Source organism: Nocardia sp. NPDC006982 (assembly GCF_042869435.1).
Lineage (GTDB): Bacteria > Actinomycetota > Actinomycetes > Mycobacteriales > Mycobacteriaceae > Nocardia.
In genome coordinates this window covers 703,163-725,484 of the sequence record NZ_JBIAFV010000005.1, presented here as the reverse complement: position 1 = coordinate 725,484, position 22,322 = coordinate 703,163, and the positions used below count along the sequence as shown (strand labels likewise).

General features: G+C 66.3%; 27 protein-coding genes and 1 tRNA gene. 3 read left to right on the top strand and 25 right to left on the bottom strand.

What is annotated here, in order from left to right; genetic code table 11:
• Positions 1-9: 9 nt before the first annotated feature.
• The 5 genes from ACFYOW_RS24120 to ACFYOW_RS24100 form a co-directional block, all read right to left on the bottom strand.
• The gene (locus ACFYOW_RS24120; RefSeq protein ID WP_387291364.1) at positions 10-567 is read right to left on the bottom strand and encodes a single-stranded DNA-binding protein; all 558 of its coding nucleotides are present in this window, start codon (positions 565-567) and stop codon (positions 10-12) included.
• 97 nt (positions 568-664) lie between these two features.
• Positions 665-2,308, bottom strand: coding sequence for a hypothetical protein (locus tag ACFYOW_RS24115; RefSeq protein WP_387291362.1), 1,644 nt, complete (start codon positions 2,306-2,308; stop codon positions 665-667).
• 135 nt (positions 2,309-2,443) lie between these two features.
• Complete coding sequence (locus ACFYOW_RS24110; protein ID WP_387291359.1) at positions 2,444-2,677, bottom strand: hypothetical protein; 234 nt, start codon at positions 2,675-2,677, stop codon at positions 2,444-2,446.
• Positions 2,678-2,779: 102 nt separating this feature from the next.
• Complete coding sequence (gene dprA / locus ACFYOW_RS24105; protein ID WP_364338675.1) at positions 2,780-3,658, bottom strand: DNA-processing protein DprA; 879 nt, start codon at positions 3,656-3,658, stop codon at positions 2,780-2,782.
• A gap of 140 nt (positions 3,659-3,798) precedes the next feature.
• A complete protein-coding gene (locus tag ACFYOW_RS24100) occupies positions 3,799-4,857 on the bottom strand; it encodes a DUF4192 family protein (protein WP_387291357.1) in 1,059 nt (352 codons plus the stop codon).
• Between the two features lie 171 nt (positions 4,858-5,028).
• On the opposite strand from ACFYOW_RS24100, the gene ACFYOW_RS24095 reads away from it, so the two are divergent.
• Positions 5,029-5,202, top strand: a complete 174-nt coding sequence (locus ACFYOW_RS24095; protein ID WP_364338680.1) for a DUF6374 family protein — start codon at positions 5,029-5,031, stop codon at positions 5,200-5,202.
• Positions 5,203-5,218: 16 nt separating this feature from the next.
• Here the strand turns inward: ACFYOW_RS24095 and ACFYOW_RS24090 are convergent, their stop codons facing one another.
• The 13 genes from ACFYOW_RS24090 to ACFYOW_RS24030 form a co-directional block, all read right to left on the bottom strand.
• A complete protein-coding gene (locus tag ACFYOW_RS24090; protein WP_387291355.1) occupies positions 5,219-6,286 on the bottom strand; it encodes a DUF4192 family protein in 1,068 nt (355 codons plus the stop codon).
• A gap of 399 nt (positions 6,287-6,685) precedes the next feature.
• Positions 6,686-7,561 carry a bifunctional DNA primase/polymerase gene (locus tag ACFYOW_RS24085; protein ID WP_387291353.1) on the bottom strand — a complete coding sequence of 292 codons (876 nt, stop codon included), beginning with the start codon at positions 7,559-7,561 and terminating at the stop codon, positions 6,686-6,688.
• Positions 7,558-8,145 (bottom strand): hypothetical protein, encoded by a 588-nt coding sequence (locus tag ACFYOW_RS24080; protein WP_387291351.1) that lies wholly within the window; start codon positions 8,143-8,145, stop codon positions 7,558-7,560. Before ACFYOW_RS24080 ends, ACFYOW_RS24085 begins: the two co-directional genes overlap by 4 nt.
• Positions 8,146-8,194: 49 nt before the next feature.
• The gene (locus ACFYOW_RS24075) at positions 8,195-8,866 is read right to left on the bottom strand and encodes a hypothetical protein (RefSeq protein ID WP_387291349.1); all 672 of its coding nucleotides are present in this window, start codon (positions 8,864-8,866) and stop codon (positions 8,195-8,197) included.
• A gap of 3 nt (positions 8,867-8,869) precedes the next feature.
• On the bottom strand, positions 8,870-9,148 hold the full coding sequence (locus ACFYOW_RS24070; RefSeq protein ID WP_387291347.1) for a hypothetical protein: 279 nt from the start codon (positions 9,146-9,148) through the stop codon (positions 8,870-8,872).
• A complete protein-coding gene (locus ACFYOW_RS24065) occupies positions 9,133-9,630 on the bottom strand; it encodes a hypothetical protein (protein ID WP_387291345.1) in 498 nt (165 codons plus the stop codon). The genes ACFYOW_RS24070 and ACFYOW_RS24065 overlap by 16 nt, the downstream gene beginning before the upstream one ends.
• The gene (locus ACFYOW_RS24060; protein ID WP_387291343.1) at positions 9,620-9,886 is read right to left on the bottom strand and encodes a hypothetical protein; all 267 of its coding nucleotides are present in this window, start codon (positions 9,884-9,886) and stop codon (positions 9,620-9,622) included. Before ACFYOW_RS24060 ends, ACFYOW_RS24065 begins: the two co-directional genes overlap by 11 nt.
• 16 nt (positions 9,887-9,902) lie before the next feature.
• The gene (locus tag ACFYOW_RS24055) at positions 9,903-10,313 is read right to left on the bottom strand and encodes a hypothetical protein (protein WP_387291341.1); all 411 of its coding nucleotides are present in this window, start codon (positions 10,311-10,313) and stop codon (positions 9,903-9,905) included.
• 14 nt (positions 10,314-10,327) lie between these two features.
• Positions 10,328-10,585, bottom strand: coding sequence for a hypothetical protein (locus ACFYOW_RS24050; RefSeq protein WP_387291339.1), 258 nt, complete (start codon positions 10,583-10,585; stop codon positions 10,328-10,330).
• Between the two features lie 48 nt (positions 10,586-10,633).
• On the bottom strand, positions 10,634-11,389 hold the full coding sequence (locus tag ACFYOW_RS24045; protein ID WP_387291337.1) for a hypothetical protein: 756 nt from the start codon (positions 11,387-11,389) through the stop codon (positions 10,634-10,636).
• A complete protein-coding gene (locus tag ACFYOW_RS24040) occupies positions 11,377-12,594 on the bottom strand; it encodes a hypothetical protein (RefSeq protein ID WP_387291335.1) in 1,218 nt (405 codons plus the stop codon). Before ACFYOW_RS24040 ends, ACFYOW_RS24045 begins: the two co-directional genes overlap by 13 nt.
• Before the next feature lie 110 nt (positions 12,595-12,704).
• Entirely contained in the window at positions 12,705-13,511 is an 807-nt protein-coding gene (locus ACFYOW_RS24035) for a class II glutamine amidotransferase (RefSeq protein WP_387291333.1), read from the bottom strand.
• Positions 13,499-14,473 (bottom strand): hypothetical protein, encoded by a 975-nt coding sequence (locus ACFYOW_RS24030; RefSeq protein ID WP_387291330.1) that lies wholly within the window; start codon positions 14,471-14,473, stop codon positions 13,499-13,501. The genes ACFYOW_RS24035 and ACFYOW_RS24030 overlap by 13 nt, the downstream gene beginning before the upstream one ends.
• A gap of 839 nt (positions 14,474-15,312) precedes the next feature.
• Here ACFYOW_RS24030 and ACFYOW_RS24025 point away from each other — a divergent pair.
• A complete protein-coding gene (locus ACFYOW_RS24025) occupies positions 15,313-15,756 on the top strand; it encodes a hypothetical protein (RefSeq protein ID WP_387291327.1) in 444 nt (147 codons plus the stop codon).
• Between the two features lie 26 nt (positions 15,757-15,782).
• Here the strand turns inward: ACFYOW_RS24025 and ACFYOW_RS24020 are convergent, their stop codons facing one another.
• On the bottom strand, positions 15,783-15,965 hold the full coding sequence (locus ACFYOW_RS24020; protein WP_387291324.1) for a hypothetical protein: 183 nt from the start codon (positions 15,963-15,965) through the stop codon (positions 15,783-15,785).
• A 213-nt stretch (positions 15,966-16,178) separates the two neighbouring features.
• Here ACFYOW_RS24020 and ligD point away from each other — a divergent pair, with 213 nt between their 5' ends.
• Positions 16,179-17,099 carry a non-homologous end-joining DNA ligase gene (gene ligD / locus ACFYOW_RS24015; RefSeq protein ID WP_387291321.1) on the top strand — a complete coding sequence of 307 codons (921 nt, stop codon included), beginning with the start codon at positions 16,179-16,181 and terminating at the stop codon, positions 17,097-17,099.
• A gap of 188 nt (positions 17,100-17,287) precedes the next feature.
• Here the strand turns inward: ligD and ACFYOW_RS24010 are convergent, their stop codons facing one another.
• From ACFYOW_RS24010 to ACFYOW_RS23985, 6 genes are all read right to left on the bottom strand, one after another.
• The gene (locus tag ACFYOW_RS24010) at positions 17,288-17,896 is read right to left on the bottom strand and encodes a hypothetical protein (protein ID WP_387291318.1); all 609 of its coding nucleotides are present in this window, start codon (positions 17,894-17,896) and stop codon (positions 17,288-17,290) included.
• Positions 17,897-18,916: 1,020 nt separating this feature from the next.
• Entirely contained in the window at positions 18,917-19,246 is a 330-nt protein-coding gene (locus ACFYOW_RS24005; RefSeq protein WP_387291316.1) for a hypothetical protein, read from the bottom strand.
• Positions 19,247-19,475: 229 nt separating this feature from the next.
• Positions 19,476-20,363 (bottom strand): DUF2637 domain-containing protein, encoded by an 888-nt coding sequence (locus ACFYOW_RS24000; protein ID WP_387291314.1) that lies wholly within the window; start codon positions 20,361-20,363, stop codon positions 19,476-19,478.
• A 26-nt stretch (positions 20,364-20,389) separates the two neighbouring features.
• Positions 20,390-21,433 carry a tyrosine-type recombinase/integrase gene (locus ACFYOW_RS23995; protein WP_387291312.1) on the bottom strand — a complete coding sequence of 348 codons (1,044 nt, stop codon included), beginning with the start codon at positions 21,431-21,433 and terminating at the stop codon, positions 20,390-20,392.
• On the bottom strand, positions 21,430-21,864 hold the full coding sequence (locus ACFYOW_RS23990; RefSeq protein WP_387291310.1) for a hypothetical protein: 435 nt from the start codon (positions 21,862-21,864) through the stop codon (positions 21,430-21,432). Before ACFYOW_RS23990 ends, ACFYOW_RS23995 begins: the two co-directional genes overlap by 4 nt.
• 170 nt (positions 21,865-22,034) lie before the next feature.
• A tRNA-Leu gene (locus tag ACFYOW_RS23985) sits at positions 22,035-22,116 on the bottom strand.
• Positions 22,117-22,322 lie beyond the last annotated feature (206 nt).

The following is a 22,322-nucleotide window of genomic DNA, read 5'->3' as shown; positions in this document are numbered from 1 at the left end:
CAAGGTCGTTCAGAACGGCGGTTCGTGGCCGGTGAGGGATCCACCGCCGAAGGAGCCCGCACCGTTCACGGCCCACGGGTCGTCGGTCCCGGCGTTGCGGCTGCTGGTTGCTGCCGCGCCGACGAGGTCGCGGGAGCGGTCCTCGCTGGCGAGTCGGTCGGTGGATGAACGGCTGTAGCCGTTGCCGCTACCACCGGTGTTGCGAGAGACCCGGGTGACCTTGGCGGTGGCGTAGCGCAGCGACGGACCGACCTCGTCGATTTCGAGTTCGGTGGTGGTGCGGTTCTGGCCGTCGTCGGTCTGCCAGCGGCGTTGCTTCAGCCTTCCGCTGACAATCACGCGCGATCCCCTGGTCAGGCTTTCCGCGGCGTTCTCCGCGGCCTCTCGCCAAATGTTGCACCGCAGGAACAACGGGTCACCGTCTTTGAACTCGTTCGAATTGCGGTCGAAGTAGCGGGGGGTGGAAGCGACGGTGAAATCGGCGACCGCGGTCCCGTTCGGTGTGAACCTCAGTTCTGGGTCGGCGGTCAGATTTCCTATCACCGTGATGACGGTGTCTCCGGCCATGGCTGTTCCCTTTCTGTTCGAGTGGGCACGAGGCGCACCGGCCCACCACGAGCGGATCTGGGGCGGGCCGGTGAGGGGTTGATCGGGTTGTGGTGGTTCAGGACTCGATGTCGATGTCGTGGTAGTCGATGAGTTTCGCGGCGGCTTGTTCGACATCGACGAGGGCGAAGTCGGGTCCGGTAGCGGCCTCGGCGAGGAACCGCAGATACCGCTGTGTGGCGGGCAGCGCGTCGCGCCACAGGCTTTTGCCGATCTCGAGTTCGGCAGCGGCGACCTGCATGGCGAGCACGATCATCCACGCCCGGTTGGGTGAGGCGTTGCCGATCGCGGTCACCAGCGCTTGGGTCGTGGCGTCGATGCCGAGCAGCGATGTCGTCTTCGCCAGCTGTTTGTGGTCGAGTTTGTGCGCCAACGATTCGGCGACGAACTGGGCTGCACTGCGATGCGGTCTGCTTCCCGCTACCAAGCGGGGCATGAACTCCCTGCGGCGTTGGTTGGCCGCTTCTCCGCGGACGTTGAGCTCGATCACCCGCTTGCGCGCCAGCCGCGCCGCCTCCCGCTCCGCCGTCGCCTGCGCGGTGGCCTCGGGGTCGGGTTCGGGAACGACCACTACGAATCCGCTTCCCGCGAGCGCGTTCTCGGGCAGGTAGTAGGTCGGGGTCCACTGATCGGCTTGGCGCACCGAGTTGGCGTGGCGCAGTCCCTCGCCGGGTTGGGTATCGGGGTTGGCGCGGGTGCTCCAGTCGACCGTGTCGGATTCGACGACCGCGCCGGTCTCGCGGTCGACCAGCAGGGCGTTCTTGTGCACCGACAGCCACACTGCCCATTGGGCGGGGTCGGTGTAGAGGTGATCGGTGGTGACCGGGTCCCCGTCGGTGGTGGCCAGAGTCGTGGCCGGCACGAATCCGCTGGTGGGTTCGGTGGTCAGGATCCCGAATCCGTAGGCGGCATACGGGAGTGCGGCCTCGAGCAGGGCGCGGGTCGCGGCTCGCTCGTTGTCGATGCGTGTGCGGATGTAGGTGAAGTCCCAGCGCGAAGCTCCCTCGAGGCGCTGCAGCGCGTCGGTGTCGCCGCGGCGTTCGTAGTCGGCGATGATCGCGAGTTGCTCGAAGTCGAGTTGGCGGCCCTCGGTGAGGAGCCGCTTCGCGGTCGGTGACGCCCCGATGGCCGCGGTCTTGGTGATCTCGGATCGCTTGCGCTGCAACCCCTGGGCCACCCGAGTGGGTGATGCGCCCAACTCCAAGACGAGCGCGACACCGCTGGCACGGTCGGCGTCGGGCAACGGTATTCGGCGATCGTTGAGGTTGATCTGATCGATCGTGCGCGCGATGCGGCGTTCGTTGTCATTGACGGTGGTGTCGGCGGGGGTGATCCACACCGGCACCTTCGCGACGCCGACTTCGCGGGCCAGTAGCACCCGCAGCTGTCCGTCGTAGACGTGGACCGACCCGTCGGGCTCGCGCTCGGCCAGCGCTGGGGCCCGCACCCCGAACAGTGTGATCGACGCCTTCTCGTCGGGATAGTCGTCCAAATCAAAACTGGTTCGCACATTCTCATCGATCACCAGCTCATTCGGATCCAGATACGCTGCCTCAGCCACCATCGGATCGGGATCGACGGCGGTGGTGTTCTGCTCCACCCCGGTGCCCTCGATATCGACGGTCTCAGGCGGATGAGTGGTGCCGGGCTGTTCGGGTTCGGTGGTGGTGTCGGGGACGACGGACAGAGACGCAGTAATCACGGTGATCTCCTCACAGACTAGACGGCGCGGCACTCCGCCCGCGCGCGACGAACGGGGAAGTGCTGGGCCGAATTTCGGATAGGGACAACACCCTCGGGGAGCGGGAGCCCTTGGGGGGTGCGGGTGGAGCCGGGCTCAGGCCGCGCGGGTGCCGCGCTGGCGGGCGAGGTTGACCGGCCGCAGCCGCAACATCTCGCCGTCGTCGGTGTAGGTCCAGTACTGGCCGCGCCAGTCCGGGAACTGCGCCCGCCAGGCCTCCGCTCCCGCTGCGTCGGGGATGTCGGTGACCGGCCCGGCGTAGCCGCGCTCGGCCAGGTTCTGATACTGCGTGCGGGTCACGCTCTGCACGGCGAGGGGATTGGTGGACATGAGCTACCTCCAACACAATTCGATTTCGGACACGGCGCTGCGGCCTGGCATGGGCATGGCAGCGCCCGGACACGGCAGCGGTCGCAGCTGCCGCCGGGGTGATCAACGAGAAGGGGTGCCGATTGCGGCGAGGAGGGCGGCGGTGGTGGTGACCGGGTGGGCGCGGCGGTCCTGGATCAGGCGGTGACAGCCCGCTGAGGCGGCGGCGTCGGCGGGTCCGGGTACCGCGAACAGCGGGCGGTGCAGGCGGCGGGCCCATCCGGCGGTGTGCAGGGTGCCCGACCAGCGGCCCGCCTCAGGTACCACCACCGCATGCGACAGCGCCGCGACGAGCCGGTTGCGCCGCAGGAACCGGTCACGGGTCGGGCCGCTTCCCAGGGGATACTCCGACACGATCGCACCGGATCCGGCGATACGGTCGAACAACTCCCGATGCGGGTACGGGTAGGCCCGATCCACACCATTGGCCAAGACCACCGTCGTGCCCGCATCGTGGGTGAGCGCGGCCCGATGGGCGGCGGCGTCCGCGCCGTAGGCGCCTCCGCTGACGATGTGCCAGCCACGTTCGGCCAACGCTGCGGCGATCTCACCGGTGATCCGTTCGCCGCGTTCGGTGATCGCCCGTGCCCCGACTACCCCGACCCGGTGCGCGGTCGCTGGCACACCGTGGCCGCGGACCCACACCGCGACTGGAGCGGCGTCGGCGTCGGTGAGGTCGTCGAATCCCAGTGCCGCCCAGTGCGGGTCGTCGCGGGTCAGCAGCCGCGCCCCCACCTTCGCTGCGTGGTCGAGGTCCTCGGCGGCCAGGTCCGCGAGAGTCGCGCGCGATCGCGGCGGCGGCCGGCGACCGGCGATCCGGTCGGCGACCGCTTCGACAGAGCCGAGCTCATCTGGCACCGCGCTGGCGAGGCCGGGGACGTGGTGCAGGGCTGCGCGGGCGAGGATCGCCCACGCCAGCTGGCGTGCCGGTGTGGTGGTCACGATGGCCTCTCGAGGGATGGTGAGGTGCGGGTCTGCACTCGGATTCGGCGACGTCTTCGGCGGTGGTGCGCTGCCGCGCACCCGATCACCACAGCGCGGCAGCGCGGCAGCGCGGCTGGGGCGGGCGACACCGCAACCTGTCAGTCGAGGTCGATGCCGAGTTCAGCAGCGACGGTGTAGCCACCGCGCATCGATGCGCGGATCAGATCAGGGGTGACCGAGCACGCGAAGGCGGCGGCCAGTGCGAGTGCTGTTTGTTGGCCAGGTTCATCGCTCAACGCGATCGCGATGGCGGCGGTGGCCAGTGCGGCATCATCGCAGGTGTAGGCGGTGACCCCGAGCATCATCGCGGCTTGGGTCCGCCCGGGTGCGGGCAGTGCTCGCACCAACTGGGTCCACGCTGCCAGGCACGCGCCACGGCACGGACCGGTCGACAGGGCGTAGAGGCAGTCACGAATCTCGATGTCTTCCAGCGTGATCGCCATCTCGGCCAGCGCTGCGGCTGAGAGGGTGGTGCCGGAATCGGCGGCGTGGATCTGGGTCAGCGCGTATCGCAATCGGTCTCGACGGGCAGCAACCGCTGCCTCGCTGTGGTCTGGGAGGTAGGTTGCCTTGGTGGTGAGGACAACACCTCGCTCGCGCAGGCATTGCGCGACCTGTTCGGTGAGGGCGGGGTCAGTTTCCAGGACCGCGGGTACCGACTCGATCTGTCGCGCAGGTTCGCCGCTTTCGGTGGTTGTGTGGTCCGCCAGCACACCGGTGTCCTCGTCGACCAGGCTCGTCCAGCGCGAGCCTGGCTCGGCTCCGGTGAGTATCCAGGCGTCGAGCAGGTGTGTGTTGTGCTCGGCGAGGCGATGTCGTAGCACGGTGATCAGTTCGTGGTGGGTCGGGCGTGGAACCGGGCGGCCGGGACGTGGATCGTCGACGATGACGACCACGACCGCCTCGGGTGCGTGATGCTGGCACATGCGCAATGCGCGGTTGAGGATCGCGACGGTCGCGAGGTAGTCCCCGCCGAGGCCGAGATCGTCTCCGGTGAGATACAGGTCCTCCCGCGCACCGGTGCCGGGACGAATGTAGGTGTCGGGCCAACAGCCGAGTACCTGCATCGGCACCAGCAGCAGGCAACGCTTCAGGGGCTGCGGGGCCGCGGAGACGATCGCGGTGATCAACGCGCCGGGATTTTCGATCGAAGGCATCTAAGCTCCTTGGACGGGGCGAACCTGCTCAACGGAAGCGGGCGGCGCGCAGATGAGATGGACAGAAATCGGTGTAATGCCCCCGCTGCAGCAGGGACGTCGGACGGCAGCTGGGCGTTCAGTCACGCATCTGGAAGCGAACACACGTTCGATGTGGGGTATGGTCGCGTTATGCCCGAACTTTCTCGGTTGGACAGGGCGTGGGTGAACCTCGACGAGGTACGCGAACAGCTACTTCGCGCGGCGGCGTTCGGCAAACACCTGAGCCCTGACCAGTTGGAGCACGCCGCGCGCAAGGTGTCGGAAGGCATGCGGATCTACGCCGAAGAAACCGGTAACCGGTGAGAACCCGATGCCCCGGTCAGTCCAGGCCGAGGTCGAGGTCGATGCCGAGTTCGGCAGCGGTGAGGTAGCCGCCGCGCAACCGTTCAACGATTACCTTCGCCGGGACCGCCAGCGCGATATCGTCGGCGAGTTGTCGCCCGGTGGGTTCGGTGGGGTCGTCGGTCAACGCGATCCGCAGCGCGGCGAGGACCATGTCGAGGTCCTCGCTGATGTAGGCCGAGACTGCCAACTGCAATGCGGCTTGCGCGCGGCGCGGGGAGGGCAACGCGCGAATCAGCAGCGTCCACAGTGCTTGGGTCGCGGTCCCGCGCGGGCTCGAGGACAACGCGTAGAGACTGCGGCGGACGGTTTCGTCGTGCATGGCGATCTCTACGCGCGCGATGTCGAGGGCCGCGATGTCGGTGCCGTTGTCGGCCGCCCGGATCTGATCGAGGACCAACCGCAACATCTCTGGTGGGGATGGATGCTCAGCTCGGCCCGCGGCATCGGCGGCGTTGCGGGCTTGGTTGAGCGATTTCAGCGCGCCCTTGACCGCGACGGCCAAGGCGGGGTCCGCGACCAGGACAGCCGGTATCGGTTCGCTCGCTGGCGAGAATTCCTCGATCGAGGTGGGATCGAAGTTGGCTCCGGTTGGGAGGAGACCGGCGTCGTTTTCGAACAGGCTGGTCCACCGTTGGCCGGGGACGGTACCGGTCAGCGTCCAGGCCTCGAGCAGTTCGATGTCCTGGCCTGCCAACTGTTCTCGCAACTTTGCGATCAACTCGTAGTGGGTGCGGCGCGGGACCGGGCGGTGTGGTCGCGGATCATCGACGATGATCACGGCAACCGCGGCGGGGTTGTGCAGACTGTAGACATCGAGGGTGTGCGCCAGGATCGGTGTGGTGGCGATGTTTTCATCGACCAACCCGAGATCGGCCCCGGTGGAATACAAGGCCACACCACGAACCGCGTCGACATAGAAGTCCTCGCCGGATCCGGCATCAGATGTTTGGACCGGCAGTATCAACACGATTCGGTGTGCTGGGCGCGGAAGCTGAGAGAGGACTACGGCGAGGAAGGCGCCGGGATCTTCGATCGAGGGCATCGAAACTCCTAGGGCGGAGGGCGTTAGCCGACATTGAAAATGACGACGTCGCGGGCAACTTCGGGCATTGAGGGTGCTCAGGAACCATCGGCCTGAATCGGACACATCGGCAGCGGCGATATGCCGACTGCTGGGCCGCGGTCTTTGCGTGCGTGGTGGCGCGAGGATTGGACTGCCGACCGCCCGCGAGGGTGAAGCAGTCAGACCGGCGGGAGTGGTGCAGCGCGGGACGAAGGCCATGCTGTGAAGCGGGGCCGCTGGGTGTGACACCGTACCGACCGGCGGAGACACCGTGCCGAGGAAAGCCGTTGGCTGGGTGCGGATTCCGGTTGGAATTGGCAACGCCTTTTTATCGGCGTCTTCGGTGGCGCCCAACAATCTGTGGCATTCCAGGTCTCCTCACGTGTTGGCGCGGGTGGTTCGGTTGGCGGCGTAGGTCAGGCCGTCGTCGATGGTGCGGATGGCCTCGAGATCGGTGAAGCCATCGACACCGACATGTCGCTGGGCGGCGTCGAGCAGGACCCGGTAGGCGTGGTCGCGGTCGAGCAGACCCGCTGCGACGAGTCGGCCCAGGCTGTTGGCCGCCAGCAACACCGCACGATGGCGGGTCCCGGTGCGGGCGAACCGGATCCGGTCGGCCTGGTTGCGCAACGCCGCCGCGACATAGGTGCGCGGATGCGCGATCTCGCCGGGTGAGGTGAGCGGCGGCACCGGTGGTGGCGGTGGTGTGAGGAGTTCGGTCAACCACGGCGGTAACGGGATCGGGTCGCGGCCATCGAGGAGGCGATAACGCCCGTGCGGCAGTGTGGAGCCCGGGGCGACGACGTAGCCGCCGACACCGCGGCTGTCGATGCGCCACCCGAGCCGTGCGATAGTGCTGCGCAACACCAGGGTTCGCGGCGGCCGGTAGTACAGGTGGATCCCGCCCGAGGGCGTGGCGACCGCGAAGGTCGGTACCGGCACCGGGTGCCCAGCCTGTGCGGCGAGGCGGGCCAGGACATCACGGCCGTCACGCGCGCCCGCCCAGCGGTGTGGCGGGTGTTGGTCGTGGCTGGTGTCGAGGTCGAGCACATGCAATCGGCTTGGCCCGCAAGCGATCCCGACGTTTCCCTCGGGCCAGCGCCGCCACCACCAGCCGATGCGGGCGGGATCGACGGTGGCGGCGTTCTCCCAGTTCTCGATCGCCGGTGCCTTACTGCCGGGGTGCAGCGGAAGCACATGAAACCCGCGAGCGGCGTTGGCCAGTGCCGCGGCGGCGTGGGGGGAGAGGGTCACGACGTGCCCGCTCTGGTGTGTGTGGCGAGAGTCCAGGCGAGATCGAGGACTCGGTCACCGGCCAGGAGCAGATCGAACTCTGTCTCACGGCTATAGAGGACGCGGATCGAGCCGGACACCGCGGTCGTGGTGGAACCGAAACTGATCCGATCCTGCCCATCCCGCTGTACCGGGGCCAGGATCGCGGCGAGTTGGTCGAGCAGGTCGTCGCGGGCGGCGAGGACCGTGGCGTCGGCGCTGGCGCGAGTCCGGCACACCTCGAGGGTGTGTTGGTAGTCGGGCAGTAGACGACGCTCGATCTCGGCGGCGACATCGCCCGGTGTGCGGTGCGCGGCGACGGTGATGAGTTCGCTGCGGTGCGGGTCGGTGGTGTAGTGGTAGCTGGCGAACCGTCCGTAGGTGGCCTCGATGTGGAGGCGGCCGTGATCGCTGCGGCGCGAGGAATCATCGCCGTGGGTGATCGTCAACGACTGATCCTCAGGGCCTTTCAGCAGGACGTGACGGCGGATCATGTACCCGCGTTCGGCCCGCCACCGCGGCCCGAGCGCCGCGGCGACCTGCTGGGTGAACTCGAGGAAATCCATACCGGCGCAGCTCCTTTCACGATGCAGCGGTGAATGCGGGGTGTTTTTTTCAGTAGCCGAACAGTTCGCGGGAGGCGATCAGCATGTCCAGCGGTTCGGGTGATCGGTTGGTGCTGGGTGCGGCGGTGTCGCGGATCTTGCGCAGCTTGAGGAACCGGACCCCGGTCAGGTCGACGCCGACCGCGGGGGCGGCGTGGTCGCTGCCGGGGTCCTCGACGATCCGGTAGTCGGTGATGGGCAGCCATGCCTCGTACCACGCTTCGGCCGGTCGACCGTCGCGGGACGGTTCGCGGGGGTCGGGGTCGCGGGGCCGCCAGTACCGGCATTCGCAGTCCGGGTCCTCGCAATGGGCGAACCGCACGGCGGGGTTGGCGTGATAGTGGTGTTGCTGGCCAGCCAGCATCGGGCACGCGCGACGGCTGTAGTGCGCGCACTCGGGATGGGCCCCGGGCTCGACTGCCAGGCCTCGCAGGTAGTCGGTCGAGCGGATGAACACGACGACCCGGTCATCGAGTTGTTGACCGCAGATCTGACACAGCTTGCCCCACAGGGTGTTCCAGGCACGCTGGGGATCGAGCATCCCCCAGACGGGACGCGTCGGGTCACGATGGGTGAGCGTGATGTGGGGGACGACCAGCCCCCGCGCACGCGTGGCCTCGGCTAGGCGAGCGGGGACCGGGACCCGGTCCGGGCCGGTCGGAGAAGACGGTGTGGAAGTCAATGGTCACCTCGAATCTGAGTCGACGGGTTGGGCGGTGCGCCCATGCGCGACGCCGGGCGTGTCACTGGCGGGCTGGTGGATGGGTTCGGCGGACAGGTCGACGTCGATGCGTCGCACGGGGTGCCCGGGTCCGTGAACGCGGATCTCGATGCGGGCGGTGACTGCGCCGGGTGCGACCTGACCGGTGGTCCAGGGATGGAATCGGTCCTCGTCGAGGTCGGGTAGGTTCGCTCGGATCCAGGCGATGAGGTCGCCGATGTGGCCGATCACGAACTCGGCCACCGGTTCCCGGTATGCGGGTCGTGGTCGTGGACGGCGACGACGGTCGGGGCACCGGGGACCTGGGTGGTGACTGAGCGCGGCAGCACCCCTTGTCGTCCACCGGCGGCCCACGTCCCGTGCGCGATCAGCCACCGGCCACCGGTGTGTTGGGCGGGGATCAGCCGCCACCCGAACTGGGGCAACCCGATACCGAACGGGTCACTGGCCCAGCCGATCTCGCTCACACCATCGGCGGTGACGGTGGTGATCTCGGTGGCGTACTCGATGCGCATCAACGCCAGCGCCTTTGTGCCCTCGACGATGGGGTAGGTCGGCAGGTGATCGAAGGCCGCGATCGGAGTGCCCGATCGCGGCCCGGTGGCGAACGCCGCGTGATACCCCGCGAGCAGCATCGACGGCAGCGGCCTGGTGGCGGGCAGGTACGGGGCGCAGTGCGGATCCAGGCGGATGCGAGCGGTGTAGCGGGACAGGTCAGCCAGCATCGCCCCCACCTGCCGCAGGACTCGTCGGATCGTCGTCGGCCGTGGTGAGCATCTGCTGGTAGATGCGCAGCAGGTGCGCGCTGGACTGGTACGGCTCGAGCAAGTGGGTGAAGGCGGCTAAGACCTCCGCACCGAGGGCGTTGGCGAGACCGTGGGAGTAGGACACCAATGCCGCCCCGGCGTCGAGGTGCGTGCCGAGTTCGGTGAACAGCAGCGTGGTGAGCTGGTCGGGGTCGGTGGGCAGCGGGTCGGTCATGGGGTTGTCGGCTCCTTCACGGTCGAGCAGGGGCGTGAGGGTTGACGGCTTCGATGAACCGCAGCGGCAGCAGCACTCGGTCGTGGCCACCGCCGCGGTGCAGGACGGTGTGGTGGCGGTGCACCGCGCCGATGCGGACGCGGTCGTGGCGGTGTCCGCCGCGGGTGGTGATCGTGGCCGCGGTGCCGGCGCGGCGTAGCCGGTGCAGTTCGACGGTGATGAGCGCGATCACCGGATCCCCGGTCTCACCACCGTGACCGTCGTCGGTGTTGGAGTCGGTGTCGGCCAGGACGGTGACCCGCTGCGCGATGAGCTCGCGCAGCGGGCGCAGACCATCCCACCCAGCGCCCTCGTGCATCAGGATGTCGAGGCGGTCCAGGACATGACCAAGGAACCGGATCTGCGACCCGGTTCCCGTCTCGTTCATGGTGTGGTCTTCGCTCACCGCTTGCCTGCCCGCCGCCAAGACTGCCGCGCGAACCACCGCATGGGCCGAGGGCGGTATCTCGTCGCGATCGCCGCCGCGAGGGCGTCGGCGACATCAGAGGCGAGATCGGCGTAACGCCAATCGGTGGCGGGGTTGCCGGCGTCGCGGATCAGTAACCGGACGCGGTGGCCGTCGGTGCTGGCGATGACGTAGTGGTCATCGATGTCACGGACGCGGATCAGGATGCTGGCCAGGTTCAGGCTGTGGGGCATAACAGGCACGCTCCTTGCATGCAGGACAGGCGTGAAAGTGACTGGGGTTCAGGCGGTTTCCATGTCGAGCAGGCCCGCGTAGCGTTGGCGGCCTGCCAGGTCGGGGCAGTCGCAGTGGGGGAAGGGCTGGTAGCACTCGGCACAGAATCCGCAGCAGCTGCAGTGCGGTCCCTGCGCGGTGCCGTCGTCGGCGCCGCAGTTCTCGCAATAGCCGAAATAGGCGTAGTCCCAGGCGGTATCGAGGTAGTCGCGGTTGGAGTACCAGATCCCAGTGCCGGGGTCCCAGTGCCCGCGCGCCTCGTTGAACACATACCCGCGATGGGCGTAGGAGGGATCGATGGTGAGCAGCACGAGTTTGTCGCTGCCCAGCCAGTGCTCCAGGGCTTCGCGTCCGGTCCAGGAGTCCAGCGACCCGAACGGCTCGGTGGGCAGGAAATCCTCGGCCGCGATCCGGGTGTCGGAACGCTCGTCGCCAGGGCCGGGGTGCACATTGGTGGGCAGGATCCCGTTGTGGGCGAGGACCGTGCGCTCGTCGCCACCGACGGTGAAGGGGTGGCAATTATCGATGGTGGGTTTGCCGTGGGTGGCGAAGCGGGAATGGAACAACGCCGCACCATCGGGGTATTCGACACGCAGGGCAGCGAATTCGGCGAGCGCGGTCTCGGCGTCGAGGCTGTGCCCGGTAGTGATCGTGGTGTCGGTAATCAGGGCATAGCCGTGCCCGTGCGGATTGGACAATGCCCCATTGCGCAACGCCGTGACATCGGGTGCCGCCCCCGGCTTGAAGAATGTCAGCATGCACATCGCAGGACCTCCAACTCGGTGAGCAGATCGGCGTATTGAGGGCGGGTGGTGAGCCAGGCGGTGAACGCCGACCACTCCCAGCCGCGGCGGCGCGCGACTTGGGCGGCGGTGAGGGTGCGGGTGTATTCGACCGAGGCCGCCGCGAACGCGAGCGCGGCTTTGACCTGGCGCGGATACAGGGAACTGGCGAACACGCGCACCTCGAAGGTGTGGGCGGGATAGACATTGATGGCCTGGTAGCGGCCCCACCCCGCGGTGCTGCCCTTGGCGAATTCGGCCGCACGCGAGCGGGCTTGAGGGGAAAATTCCGCCCATTCCGGTGAGCGGCGTCGCGCGAGGGTGGTGACCTGGGATTCGTTGCGGTACACGAACTTCAGCCACCGGTAGATGTGGGCGGGGGAGGAGAACCCGGCCCGCGAGACATGCACGTGAATGCCGACGGTGGCGTCGGTGCGGCACCCGAGCAACCGCAGCTTGTTCAACAGCTGCCACGGAAACCGGGTGCGCGCGTACTCCCACGACATCGGGTGGGTGACCAACTCGAACCCGCACGGACTGATCGAGCTGTCTTCCTTGAGGTAACCCAGATCCCCGAGGTCAGCGACGGCGAGCTCGACGGCATCATCGAATTGCGAATGGGGGGTGATGAGTTCGAGTTCCATGCCCAAAAACAGCGAGCCCTCGCCGTGGAACAACGGCTCCGGCCGGTAGTCGTAGTCGTGGACCAGACGGTGGCTGCGGCGGTCGTCGTAGCAGTCCTCGCAGCGGTTGTCGCTGAGGGGGATAAGGGTGTAGCAGTCCTCGCAGTAGTGGTAATTCTCGTTGCGGCAGTACGAACACACCTCGTCTCCGCCATCGACCGTTTCGGTGTGGTGGGCACGTGCACCGCAGTCCTCGCAGCGGTCGAAGTCCTCGACGCAGATGCGGCACACGTCCGGACCGTCGATCACCGCGGTGATCTCGCGGGTGAACAGATCGCAACGGTCACAGCGCGACCAGCCGTTCAGACAGCGATCACACAGCGCGGTATTGGTGATCGTGTGGCCGGTGCTGCGGGCGTGGCTGCCACAGCCATCACAGAACGAGAGAGTCTGGGCGCAGCCTTCGCAGACTCGGTCACCCTCGGCAATAGCGATGAGACTGTCCGGGGCGACGGCAAGCGCACACTCCTCACAGCGCATGTCGGGCACGGTGGCGGTGGGCATGGGTGATCACGACCTTTCGACGAAAAACGACGAAGCCCCCGCACAACCACCGGAAAGTGGTGGGGTGCAGGGGCTTCGATGGGTGAGGTGGAGATCGAGGGCGGTGAGGGTCAGGCGGTGCCAGAGGATCTCGCGCGGGCGCGGTGGTGAGCGCCTGACCGTGGGCGGGTCAGCGAAGTGGCTTCGCCGCTGCGACGCCCGCTGGTGTGGCGGGTGTAGCAGTCGCAGTGTGGGAAGGGTTGCTCGCAGTCGAAGCACCAGCCGCAGCCGGTGCAGTGGCGGCCTCGGCGGTCGAGGTCGAATTCCCCGCAGCCGCCGCAGCGCAGGCGGTAGCGGTCGGGCCAGCGTCGTGACATCGGCTGATAGGTGGTGTTGGAGTACCAGATCTCGTCTTCCCAGATCCCGGCCTGTTCACCGAACAGATATGCGCGGTGCTGATAGGTGGGGTCGACGGTGAGGATCAGCAGTTTGCTCGTCCCCAGCCACGACGCCAGCCCGCTTGCGCCGCGATGGGTGTCGATCGACCCGAACGGATGGCTGGCCAGGTATTCCTCGGCCGCGATCCGCGTATCCGAGCGCGGATCATAGGCGCGCGGATGCACCCGCTTGGGCAGAGTCCCGTTGTGCGCCAGCACCGTTCGCTCATCGCCGCCGAGTCGGAATGGGTGACAATTCTCGATTCCGCGGACGCCGCGGGTGGCGTAGCGGGAATGGAACAACGCATACCCCTCGCGATGGCGGGCACGTAGCTCTGTGAACTCCTCGATCAGCGGTTCGGGGTTCATGCTGTGGTCGGTGCGGATCTGGCCGCCGATGATGAGGGCGTAGCCGTGGCCGTGATGGTTGGTGTGCGCGCCGATTCGCAACGCGAGCGGGTCCGGGGCGACACCGGGCGGGAAACAGGTCAGCAGGCACATGCGAGCTCCAATTCACGCAATTGTTCGGTCAACGGCAGATAGGTTGGGTGCGTATCCACCCAGGCGGCGAAACGACTCCACTCCCACGCCCCGGCCCGCACATCGGGGATGCGCAGCGCGCGGGTGTAGTCGATCGAGGCCGCGGTGAACGCCAACGCCGCCTGCACCCGCCCCACCTCGAGAGAAGAAGCGAACACCCGCAACTCGAGGGTGTGACGCGGATACGGGTTGATCGCCTGATACCGATCCAGCCCCAAAGCGTGAACATGGTTCTTGGCAGTGTCTTTCACCCGCGAACGCGCGACCCGGTCGAACGGCGCATAGCGCGACCGCCGACGCGCCAGCCTCGTGACCTCGGATTCGTTGCGGTACAACAACTTCATCCACCGGAACACATGCGCTGGAGAGGCGAACCCAGCGCGGCTGGCATGCACATGCAACCCGACCCCGGCGTTGGTGTCGCACCCGAGATCCTTGAGTTGCCCCAGCAATACCCAAGGGAACCGGTCGATGGCGTAGCGGTAGCTCATCGGGTGGGACACCAGTTCGAAGCCGCCAGGCTGGATCGAGGAATCCCGCTTCAAATACCCCAGACCGCCGAGTTGGGCAGTGGCCAACTCGACTGCGTCGGCGTAGGTGTGCTCCGGCACGACGATCTCGAGTTCGAGCCCGAGAAACAGCGGTCCCTCTCCGTGAAAGCGGGGGTCGGGTTTGAAGCTGTAGTTGCGCACCCGCGCCGGATGCGCGCACAGCTCACAGCCACGTTGCCCGCGCAGCAGTGTGCCGCAATCCCGGCAGCAGCTGAACCCCGCCGCGCAGCGGGTGCAAGCCCGCATCCCACCGGAGACATAGCGGCTCGCGGCGCTGTGGCGGCCGCAGTTGAAGCAGCGATCGAAGAACGCGGTCGCGCACCGGTAACACACCACCTCGTCGGTGTCGGTGCGCTCGTGCGGGCCGGTCAACCGGGCACACGAGACGCACCCGCCCCACGTGGCCGCACAGGTATTACACAGCTGGCGATCATCAGCGGTTTCGGTGACACACAGCACTCGGTGGCCGCAGCCATCGCACAACGACAACTCACCCAGACACCGCCCGCACACCGACTGGTCCTCGACCGGATACCGAGGCCCCGCCCGGCGCGACCGGCACACCACACACGCGGCAGTATCGAGTTCAGGCATGGCAGAACACCTTTCGCGGAAACGAAAACGCCAGACCCGAGCGATGAGATCGCTCGAACCTGGCGTCGCACAGGGGCAGGACAAGGACAGAAGGTCGTGGCGAGCGCGGACCAGCGTGGCGTGTTCAGCGCGATGTTCGTCGCCAGAACCCGTTGGACGTCATAGGCGCTCGCGTTGCGCGCCGCGCCGTCTTCCCCACCACCCACGACCTCGGACCGGTGGCGATGTCGGCAGCAGGGAAATCGTCGTCACCACCTCCTGGGGCGGATTGCAGAACGGATCGGACAGAGAGCGCACGAAAAAGCCTTTGCAAGCATCGGATTGACAGCCGACTGCCGGTGACTGTGTGTGGTCGACTCCTGCCGGGAAACCACGTGGGCAGGTGCGGATCTGGACGTGCTGCGAGTGTCGCGCGCGTAGGATCGAGGGCGGGAGAATTTGCAGGCGGGCCCGAAAATCAGGAGGCCGCCATGTCGTCGCGTCGCCCGCCGCGCTCGCCGCGGTCGCCGCGGACGGATCGTTCCCCGGAAGTCGTTGAACGATTGGAACGCTCGCGCGCCCGCATCCGGGAACGTCGAGCGCTGGCACGTCAGCGAGAACGAACCATCCAGGAGGCAGTGAAGCGGTATCTCAGAGACTGGCAGGCGATCACCGCGTGCGAAGCCAAGCGTGACAATGAGATCGAGGCATTACGACAGCAGATCAGCGACGTCGAGGCACGCGCCGCGCGCGAGATCGCCCGCCACCGTAGCGACCAAGCCGAGGCCGCAGCGGTGATCCGTGATCACGGTCAAACCGACGACGACGTCGCTGAACTACTCGAGATCAGCACCAAACAAGCCCGCCAGCTCATCACCGCCGCCCGCGCACACCGCGGCACACCCTCACCGGGCGCTTCACCGGTATCCATCGCCGCACCGACCGAGCAACCCGAGCATGCTCGCCACGTTTCTGCCGATGCCAGCCGCCAGGAACTGCGGGAACAAATCACCGACCCAGTCGGCACCGTTGAGGCCCGCGCGTTAGCACGTCCAGCACCGACGGGCCACGACCAACTCTGAAAGCTGTGGTGGAAAAGGGGAGATCACTACGGTTGTTCGGCGGGAACGGCGTAGGCCAGATCGGTCGGCCACGGGTAGGTACCCGGCGTGTCGGCGACAGCTTCGACGATGGCTTTGGTCGGGTCACCATCCACGCCGATCTCGACGATGCGAAACACACTCACCCCTCCCGGGGCCACGTGGATCAGGGAACCTACTTCGAATTGCACAGCTGAGAGACTATCGAACCGTACCGCCAGGTCGGTATTTGCTCGCGAAGACGCTGACAATCGCGCCTGTTGTGCACGGTCGAGATTCACCCACTACCAACTGGTCGGTACGATTGGATTGGTTGACCGTGTCAACCGGTGAATGTCGGTATCCCGAGAAGGTTTGGCGATGGCGGCGACATGGCGGTGAGCAGGCTTCCACGGTATGCATCGATGCTGGCGGCGCCTGGAACGCTGCCCAACGATGATGCCGACTGGGCCTACGAGGTGAAATTCGATGGCATCCGAGCCGGCGCCTACGTCACCGACAGCCTGAGGCTGATCTCTCGCAACGGCAACGACATCACCGCGGCATGGCCGGAACTGTCGGGTCTGGCACCGGCGGATCCGCAGTACGTGATCGACGGCGAGATCGTCGTCTTCGCCGACGGACAACCGTCTTTCGGGGCATTGCAGCCACGCATGCACCAGCGCAACCCACGCGCGATAGCCGCGTTGGCCGCCGCGACCCCCGCCACCTACGTCATCTTCGACCTCCTGCACATAGGAGACCGATCACTGATCGATCTGCGCTACCTGCAGCGTCGGCAGCTGCTCGAACAAATCGGGCTCCACGGGACACATTGGCAGATCTCGCCACGCCTGAACGGCCGGGGCGAAGACCTCCTGGCCGAGACCCGTCGCATGCAACTGGAAGGGCTGATAGCCAAGCGCCTGGACGGCCGATACCTCCCCGGCCGACGCAGCCGGCTCTGGACGAAGATCAAGAACATCGTCACCGCCGACGTGGTGATCATCGGCTGGCAGTCGGGTTCGGGTCGGCGCAGCGGCTCGATCGGATCCCTACTCGTCGCGGTCCCCGATACCACTGGCAACCTGGTCTGGGTAGGAAACGTCGGCACCGGCTTCACCCACGCCATGCTGCAGGACCTGCAGGCGAGATTAGCCGCACTGCAACGCGATACACCTCCAGTTGTCAATGACGCTACCGCCGTGGGCGCCTTGTGGGTGGATGCCGTCCTCGTCGGGGAGGTGGCCTTTACCGAATGGACCCGTGAGGGCGTCCTTCGTCACCCGGCTTGGCGCGGGCTGCGCGACATCGATCCAGGCCAAGTTGCGCCACGTCCGACCTGACCATCAATGCGACCAGCAACGTTGTTGAGCCGAACACAGTTCTCCTGTCGAGGGGTGTGTTTGCTGTGTCGGTGGTGATGGTTCAGGGTTCGAGTGTGAGGGCTGCGGTGGGGTATTCGCGGAGTGCAGGGCAAGGGTGGCGAGTTTGATCGGCGGGATCTGTTCTGTCAGCTTCCCGATGGCGGATTTCAGGCGTTGGCGTAGCCACCGGCGTTCCACACGAACCAGCGGAACTGCTGCGGTGCGAGGGCCTGCCGGGAAGGAATACCCGGCGCTGGCGAGTAGGGCCAGAACGCAAAGCCGCACCGATGGCAATAGAAACCGGCTCGCCACACCGCATCCGCGTGTCGACGACCCCGAACGACTCTGCCGTTGCGACGGATACGACACACAGCAATCGTGAACGGGACAGCCCCAGGCGCCGCCAACATCGCGAAGAAGACGACCATCGCTAGCACGGCGATCCATCGCGACTCCCCAGGAGCCGGATCGACAATCGAGACGATTGACGACCCTACCCAGCACATTGCTGGCAACAGCAATACCAGCGCGATGAACGTCAGGCGCCCGGCCGGGGTACGGGCTGGCTCACGGGCCAGACTCGCCGCGAGTGCCGTTGTGTGAGTGCGCTCTACGGTGGCGGTGCCGAACACCGGAACCAGGCCGGTCGAAGCCACCCCGACCCCGGAATAGCTGTTCATTCCGGAGCTGGTCGACACGCCGTCGGCATGCAGGGCAGGCACACTTTGCACCCAGTCGAGTTGGTTGCAGTGCGGACATGTCAGATCGATGTCCATGTGGGGAACCCCTCCAAAGCCGTTGCGCTGTAGCGGCGCGTGTGTGGTGCTGGTACTTGCAACGAAAGCTCTGCTAAGAATCCAACACCTTCCGTGACCTGCTGTCGAGAGATATTCGTGAGCTTGTGCATCGATGAATCCCTTCCTGCAGCTTGCTGGTGAGTTCGATTCGGCTGATTCAACGGCAATTGACTTCGGGCCGCGCCAAGCCTGTGCGCTTATGACTCACGTCGTGCTTGTAGATGAGTTGAAACCGATTGGATCGCAGTCGTGTCGGTTGACAAGTCGGGCAAGTCGTCCGAACACCAACGGCAAGCCGAGCCCCGCTTCGAACGGTCTCGGGAGCTAAGTTAGGCTGATGAACCTCGGAATATCGGTCTACCAGCGGGAATCTCTAATACTGTTGGCACGCTTGCAGGTGATGACGCCGTCATCACAAGGCATCGGAGCAGGGTGCTGACCTGGTGATGACCGTGTCAGGTAGCTGAGTGGTAGATTGATTCGCGAAATGCAGTGACACGTCGTGAAATGTCGATTGAGCGGCGGGGATGCACCAAGGTCAGCTCTCTGACCAGGCGCTTCAGGGAGAGACTGTCGGGGGTTCGATTCCCCCAGGCGGCTCCAAACCGGCTGTGGCTCAACAGCTTTTACAATATTCTTCCGCAATTTGCGCGCCTTCGCAACTGTCGATTGCTCTCGCTACTGCGCCGAGGCGACTAATTCTTCGAGCATGGTCAATTGCCGTGTCCGCTTGGGATTCGACGGGTCTGTGCTGAGTGAGTGCAGCGGCGCAAGTGCTTGAGAGGCCGGTGCCTGACACGAATTTGTCGGCCGCCAGTATCCGGTTGCTCATATGGCATCGAGTGGGTCGGTAAGAGTCGGTGTGTCGGAGAAGGTTCGGTTGCGTGCACCGGGAACGCCGAACCACATGCGCGTACGCGACGGTGGCGAGCAGTTGTGTTCGTCCACGTGGCCGCTGTGCGCTTGCTAGGCCAGGATGCCGGTGCAGGGATGCTGGGGCTATCGGTTCTGGGGAGGTATGGGATTGCGGCGGCGGGTGCGGCGCTGTTGCGGGCGTCGGATCGAGTCGGTTGGTTGTTTTGGTATCGGGGGAGTGGCTGGTTGGCGGGTGGCGTGGATGGCGGCGTCGATGTCGCTGGCGGTGAGGAACCAGTTGCGGCCTGCTTTGTGTCCCGGGAAGCGTCCGTCCTTGAGTTGCTGGGTGTACCAGCGTTCGGACTTGCCCAGTGCGCGGGCGCCAGCGGAGACGGGGTAGGTCGGTTCGTGCGGACCGCCGGGTGCGAGTTGCTCGAGTTCGGGCACCGGGGCGTTCGAATCGTTGTTCATCATCGACCCTCTCATGCTGGTGGGCAGTCAATGTCGGTTCGCCTGGTCGAGATCGGGGAGGTTCGATTCTGTATCTCGGCTACGTGCGCGATGACATCACCCCCGGTTCTTCGGAGAGGAGTGCGACGTGTGCGCCCGGGCGCGGTAGCTTCGGCCCGGCATTCCGGCCTAGACCGTTCAGGAGCGGGGCACGCTCGGCTGCTGTCCATGGAGCTTTGCGGTAGCTACGAATTCAATTGCGTGGAGCAGAATGCAGGCCTTCGCCCGGTGATCTCTCGTGACGGTGATTTTCACCGATTGTTTCTTGGGCGCTGAAGGTCGCTGCGTCGCTGAGTATTCGGCTAATGGTGGACCGGCTTTTCTTCAGTTCGTTGGCGATACGGGTCGGGTTCCAGCCGTCGCGGTGATGGTGTGCCAGGGCTTGGGCGACCAGTTCGGGGTCGCGGCGCCGTGCTGGATCGCGTGCGCACAACCGCTGCGCCAGATCGGAAAAGTCTTGGCGGGAATCGACGGAAGTGTGCGATGGCGTGTGCACGCCTCGGATCGCGTTCGGTGCCGCCTGTACGGTCTGAGCTGGTTCGGTAATTGCTCGGTCAGTCTGCTGCGAGAGGGAGTCACCGGCTACGTGGTCGGCGGCGTGCCGATGCTCGCTACCGTGACTGGAGTGGGCGAGTGCCAACAGCGCGACGGTGGACTGCGCCATCGACCCTTCGATGATCAACGGCCATAACCACGCTTCACCGTGCGGGACACCGGCGGTGATCGCCAGCGACCGCAGGGCGGTGAACGACAGCCAGAACGCGCCGATGGCGATGAATGCGGTCATCGCGGTCGCGATCACGTGGGTAGCGCGTGCTCCGGCGTGCGCACGCAGCAGCACCGAAACCCCGTGCACCGCAGCCAGCAGCGCTAGCGGCGGAATGACCGCGACCGCCGCGGCGACAGCCGGTAGTGCGGTGTCGTGCAGGAGGGCTTGAGTGGCGTTGCCGGTGATGCTCACGATGGCCGCCGCCGTGAGCACGGTCCAAAAGAACGCGTGTGCACGCGGTTTGCGGGCGGTCGGCGCAGGTCGTGCGGTGTGCACGCTGCCGTCAGGTGAGTCGATGTAGGCGTCAGGCATGGAGCTGGTTCCCTTGTGCGAGGTGGTCAGCGTGCGGACGACGGATCCGTGCTCGGCTGGTGTGCGGGCACGAGCGGATGTGGTTCGCCGGTCATGACCGACAGGGCGGCGGCTACTTCCTGCAGGTACGACTTGACGTAGGTCGCGGTGGCGCCGCTGGTTTTTCCGCGGTGACCGGCGTACTCGCGGGCGACGGCATAACTGAAGGTGCGCTCCACCCAGGTGAGGGTCGTGTGGCGCAGCCAATGCATCGTGATGCCTTGAGTGGCGACCCAGGGCAGTACTTCGCCGACGCGGTTCCAGATGTTGTCGTATCGGCGTGTGGTGATCGGTTTCCCGTTGCGATAACGCAGCAGTTGTCCCGACTGTGGGCTGTTGCGTTTCCTGGCGTGGTCGAGCAGGTGCCGCATCAACGTCGGTGACACCGGCTGCCAGCGGTCGGCGCCGTCTTTCTCGCGCAGGTACACCAGGCATTGGTCGGGGTCGAGGTCGTGTGGGCGCAGGGCGAGGGCACCGCCACGGCGGCAGGCTGTTTCGATGTGCAGGCGCAGGATCAGGGCGTCGAGTTCGGGGTCGTCGCCGGTGGTGGCCGCGGTCTGGCAGATCTCGGCCAGCTGGCCCGAGGGGATCGCGTATCGGTGCGAGGGACGTCGTACCGGGATCGTGAGCTGGCGGGCGGGGTTGTCGTACGGGCGTATCCACCCGTGGTCCTCGGCGTAGCGGTACACACAGCGCACGGCGCTGATGAAGTGCTCGACCGCGCTCGCCCCGCCTCGCGACGCACGGTTGACGCGGGCACCGACTTGGACGGCGCGCGCCATCTCATCGAGGTCGGGTTTGCTCACCTCGTCGAGGCGCCGGTCCGGCCACTGCTGTTCCAACCGGTCCAGATGGGTGCCATACGTGCGTTTGGTGCCCGCCTTGAGCGTGTCGCGGACGCGAGGAACGACCTCGGCGAATGTCGGCACCGTGGCGCCGACGGTGACGAGGTCAGCGGGGGAGATCCCCATCTGGGTCAGCAGCAGCCGTGCCGCTGCGACGGTCTCCGCGCTGGCGATCGGTGTGTTCATCGGGACACCGCCTCGAGCAGCCGCAGGCTCGCCGCACACAACTCGTCGAGCGCGGCGGGCGGATGAATCAACATCTGGTTGCGGGCGCGGTGCCCGATCAGCAAGGTGCGGTCGCCGACGAACAAGCTCACCTGCCGCCGCAGCCGATACGGGATGCGGAAGTACCCACCCGCGGCGATGACGGTGTGTCCGTCGAGGGCCGGTCGAGCCAGCAGCGCCCCAGCGTCGAGCCGGGTCAGCTCCAGGCGGGTGCCCGGCCGCCAGCCGAGGGCCGCGAAGCCCGACTTGTCGAGGACGCGGCCCCCGTCGCCGACGGTGCAGATCCCGTAGACGACATCACCGTCGGCGGGACGCACCGCCGGGGCTGGCGGGAGGGCACCGTGGATGAGCTCCTGTAGTGGCGACTGGGGCGGGATGACAGGCGCGATCATCGGCGATCACCCGCGCCAGCAAACATTCCCGAGGGGGCAGAAATGACGGATTCTGGCAGATATGCCAGCAATCGATGCAGGTCAGAATGTGTTTCCACTGGTCGGCTCCCGTGTGTGCAAGGGCACTCGCACACAGAGCACGAATTTCTGTCACGTTTGACGTGAATCTGTGCGCGAGAGGGGACTTGAACCCCTACGTCCGTGGACACCAGAACCTAAATCTGGCGCGTCTGCCAATTTCGCCACTCGCGCTTGATGGTACGACCGTCCAAACTCTACCGGGCTTGACCGACATCGCGAAGCGCAGCCCCGGCATGTTGTACTCGCCAGTAACTCCACCTGGCATTATAACGATTCAGTAACGGTCAACATGAGGAGTGCTCATGTTTCGTACGCGTTGGTAACCAGGTGGACCAGCGGCTTTGAACATGAGGGAGGGTCATGTTTCTGGGCATTCT

Coding starts and splice junctions, on each gene's coding strand:
- ACFYOW_RS24090 (WP_387291355.1), bottom strand. CDS start 6,286: ATGCCCTCGATCGAAGATCCCGGCGCCTTCCTCGCCGTAGTCCTCTCT.
- ACFYOW_RS24065 (WP_387291345.1), bottom strand. CDS start 9,630: ATGCTGGCTGACCTGTCCCGCTACACCGCTCGCATCCGCCTGGATCCG.
- ACFYOW_RS24050 (WP_387291339.1), bottom strand. CDS start 10,585: ATGCCCCACAGCCTGAACCTGGCCAGCATCCTGATCCGCGTCCGTGAC.
- ACFYOW_RS24040 (WP_387291335.1), bottom strand. CDS start 12,594: ATGCCCACCGCCACCGTGCCCGACATGCGCTGTGAGGAGTGTGCGCTT.
- ACFYOW_RS24005 (WP_387291316.1), bottom strand. CDS start 19,246: ATGATGAACAACGATTCGAACGCCCCGGTGCCCGAACTCGAGCAACTC.
- ACFYOW_RS24000 (WP_387291314.1), bottom strand. CDS start 20,363: ATGCCTGACGCCTACATCGACTCACCTGACGGCAGCGTGCACACCGCA.
- ACFYOW_RS24055 (WP_387291341.1), bottom strand. CDS start 10,313: ATGAACGAGACGGGAACCGGGTCGCAGATCCGGTTCCTTGGTCATGTC.
- ligD (WP_387291321.1), top strand. CDS start 16,179: ATGCTGGCGGCGCCTGGAACGCTGCCCAACGATGATGCCGACTGGGCC.
- ACFYOW_RS23990 (WP_387291310.1), bottom strand. CDS start 21,864: ATGATCGCGCCTGTCATCCCGCCCCAGTCGCCACTACAGGAGCTCATC.
- ACFYOW_RS24080 (WP_387291351.1), bottom strand. CDS start 8,145: ATGGATTTCCTCGAGTTCACCCAGCAGGTCGCCGCGGCGCTCGGGCCG.
- ACFYOW_RS24035 (WP_387291333.1), bottom strand. CDS start 13,511: ATGTGCCTGCTGACCTGTTTCCCGCCCGGTGTCGCCCCGGACCCGCTC.
- ACFYOW_RS24010 (WP_387291318.1), bottom strand. CDS start 17,896: ATGGACATCGATCTGACATGTCCGCACTGCAACCAACTCGACTGGGTG.
- ACFYOW_RS24045 (WP_387291337.1), bottom strand. CDS start 11,389: ATGTGCATGCTGACATTCTTCAAGCCGGGGGCGGCACCCGATGTCACG.
- ACFYOW_RS24110 (WP_387291359.1), bottom strand. CDS start 2,677: ATGTCCACCAATCCCCTCGCCGTGCAGAGCGTGACCCGCACGCAGTAT.
- ACFYOW_RS24100 (WP_387291357.1), bottom strand. CDS start 4,857: ATGCCTTCGATCGAAAATCCCGGCGCGTTGATCACCGCGATCGTCTCC.
- ACFYOW_RS24095 (WP_364338680.1), top strand. CDS start 5,029: ATGCCCGAACTTTCTCGGTTGGACAGGGCGTGGGTGAACCTCGACGAG.
- ACFYOW_RS24120 (WP_387291364.1), bottom strand. CDS start 567: ATGGCCGGAGACACCGTCATCACGGTGATAGGAAATCTGACCGCCGAC.
- ACFYOW_RS24060 (WP_387291343.1), bottom strand. CDS start 9,886: ATGACCGACCCGCTGCCCACCGACCCCGACCAGCTCACCACGCTGCTG.
- ACFYOW_RS23995 (WP_387291312.1), bottom strand. CDS start 21,433: ATGAACACACCGATCGCCAGCGCGGAGACCGTCGCAGCGGCACGGCTG.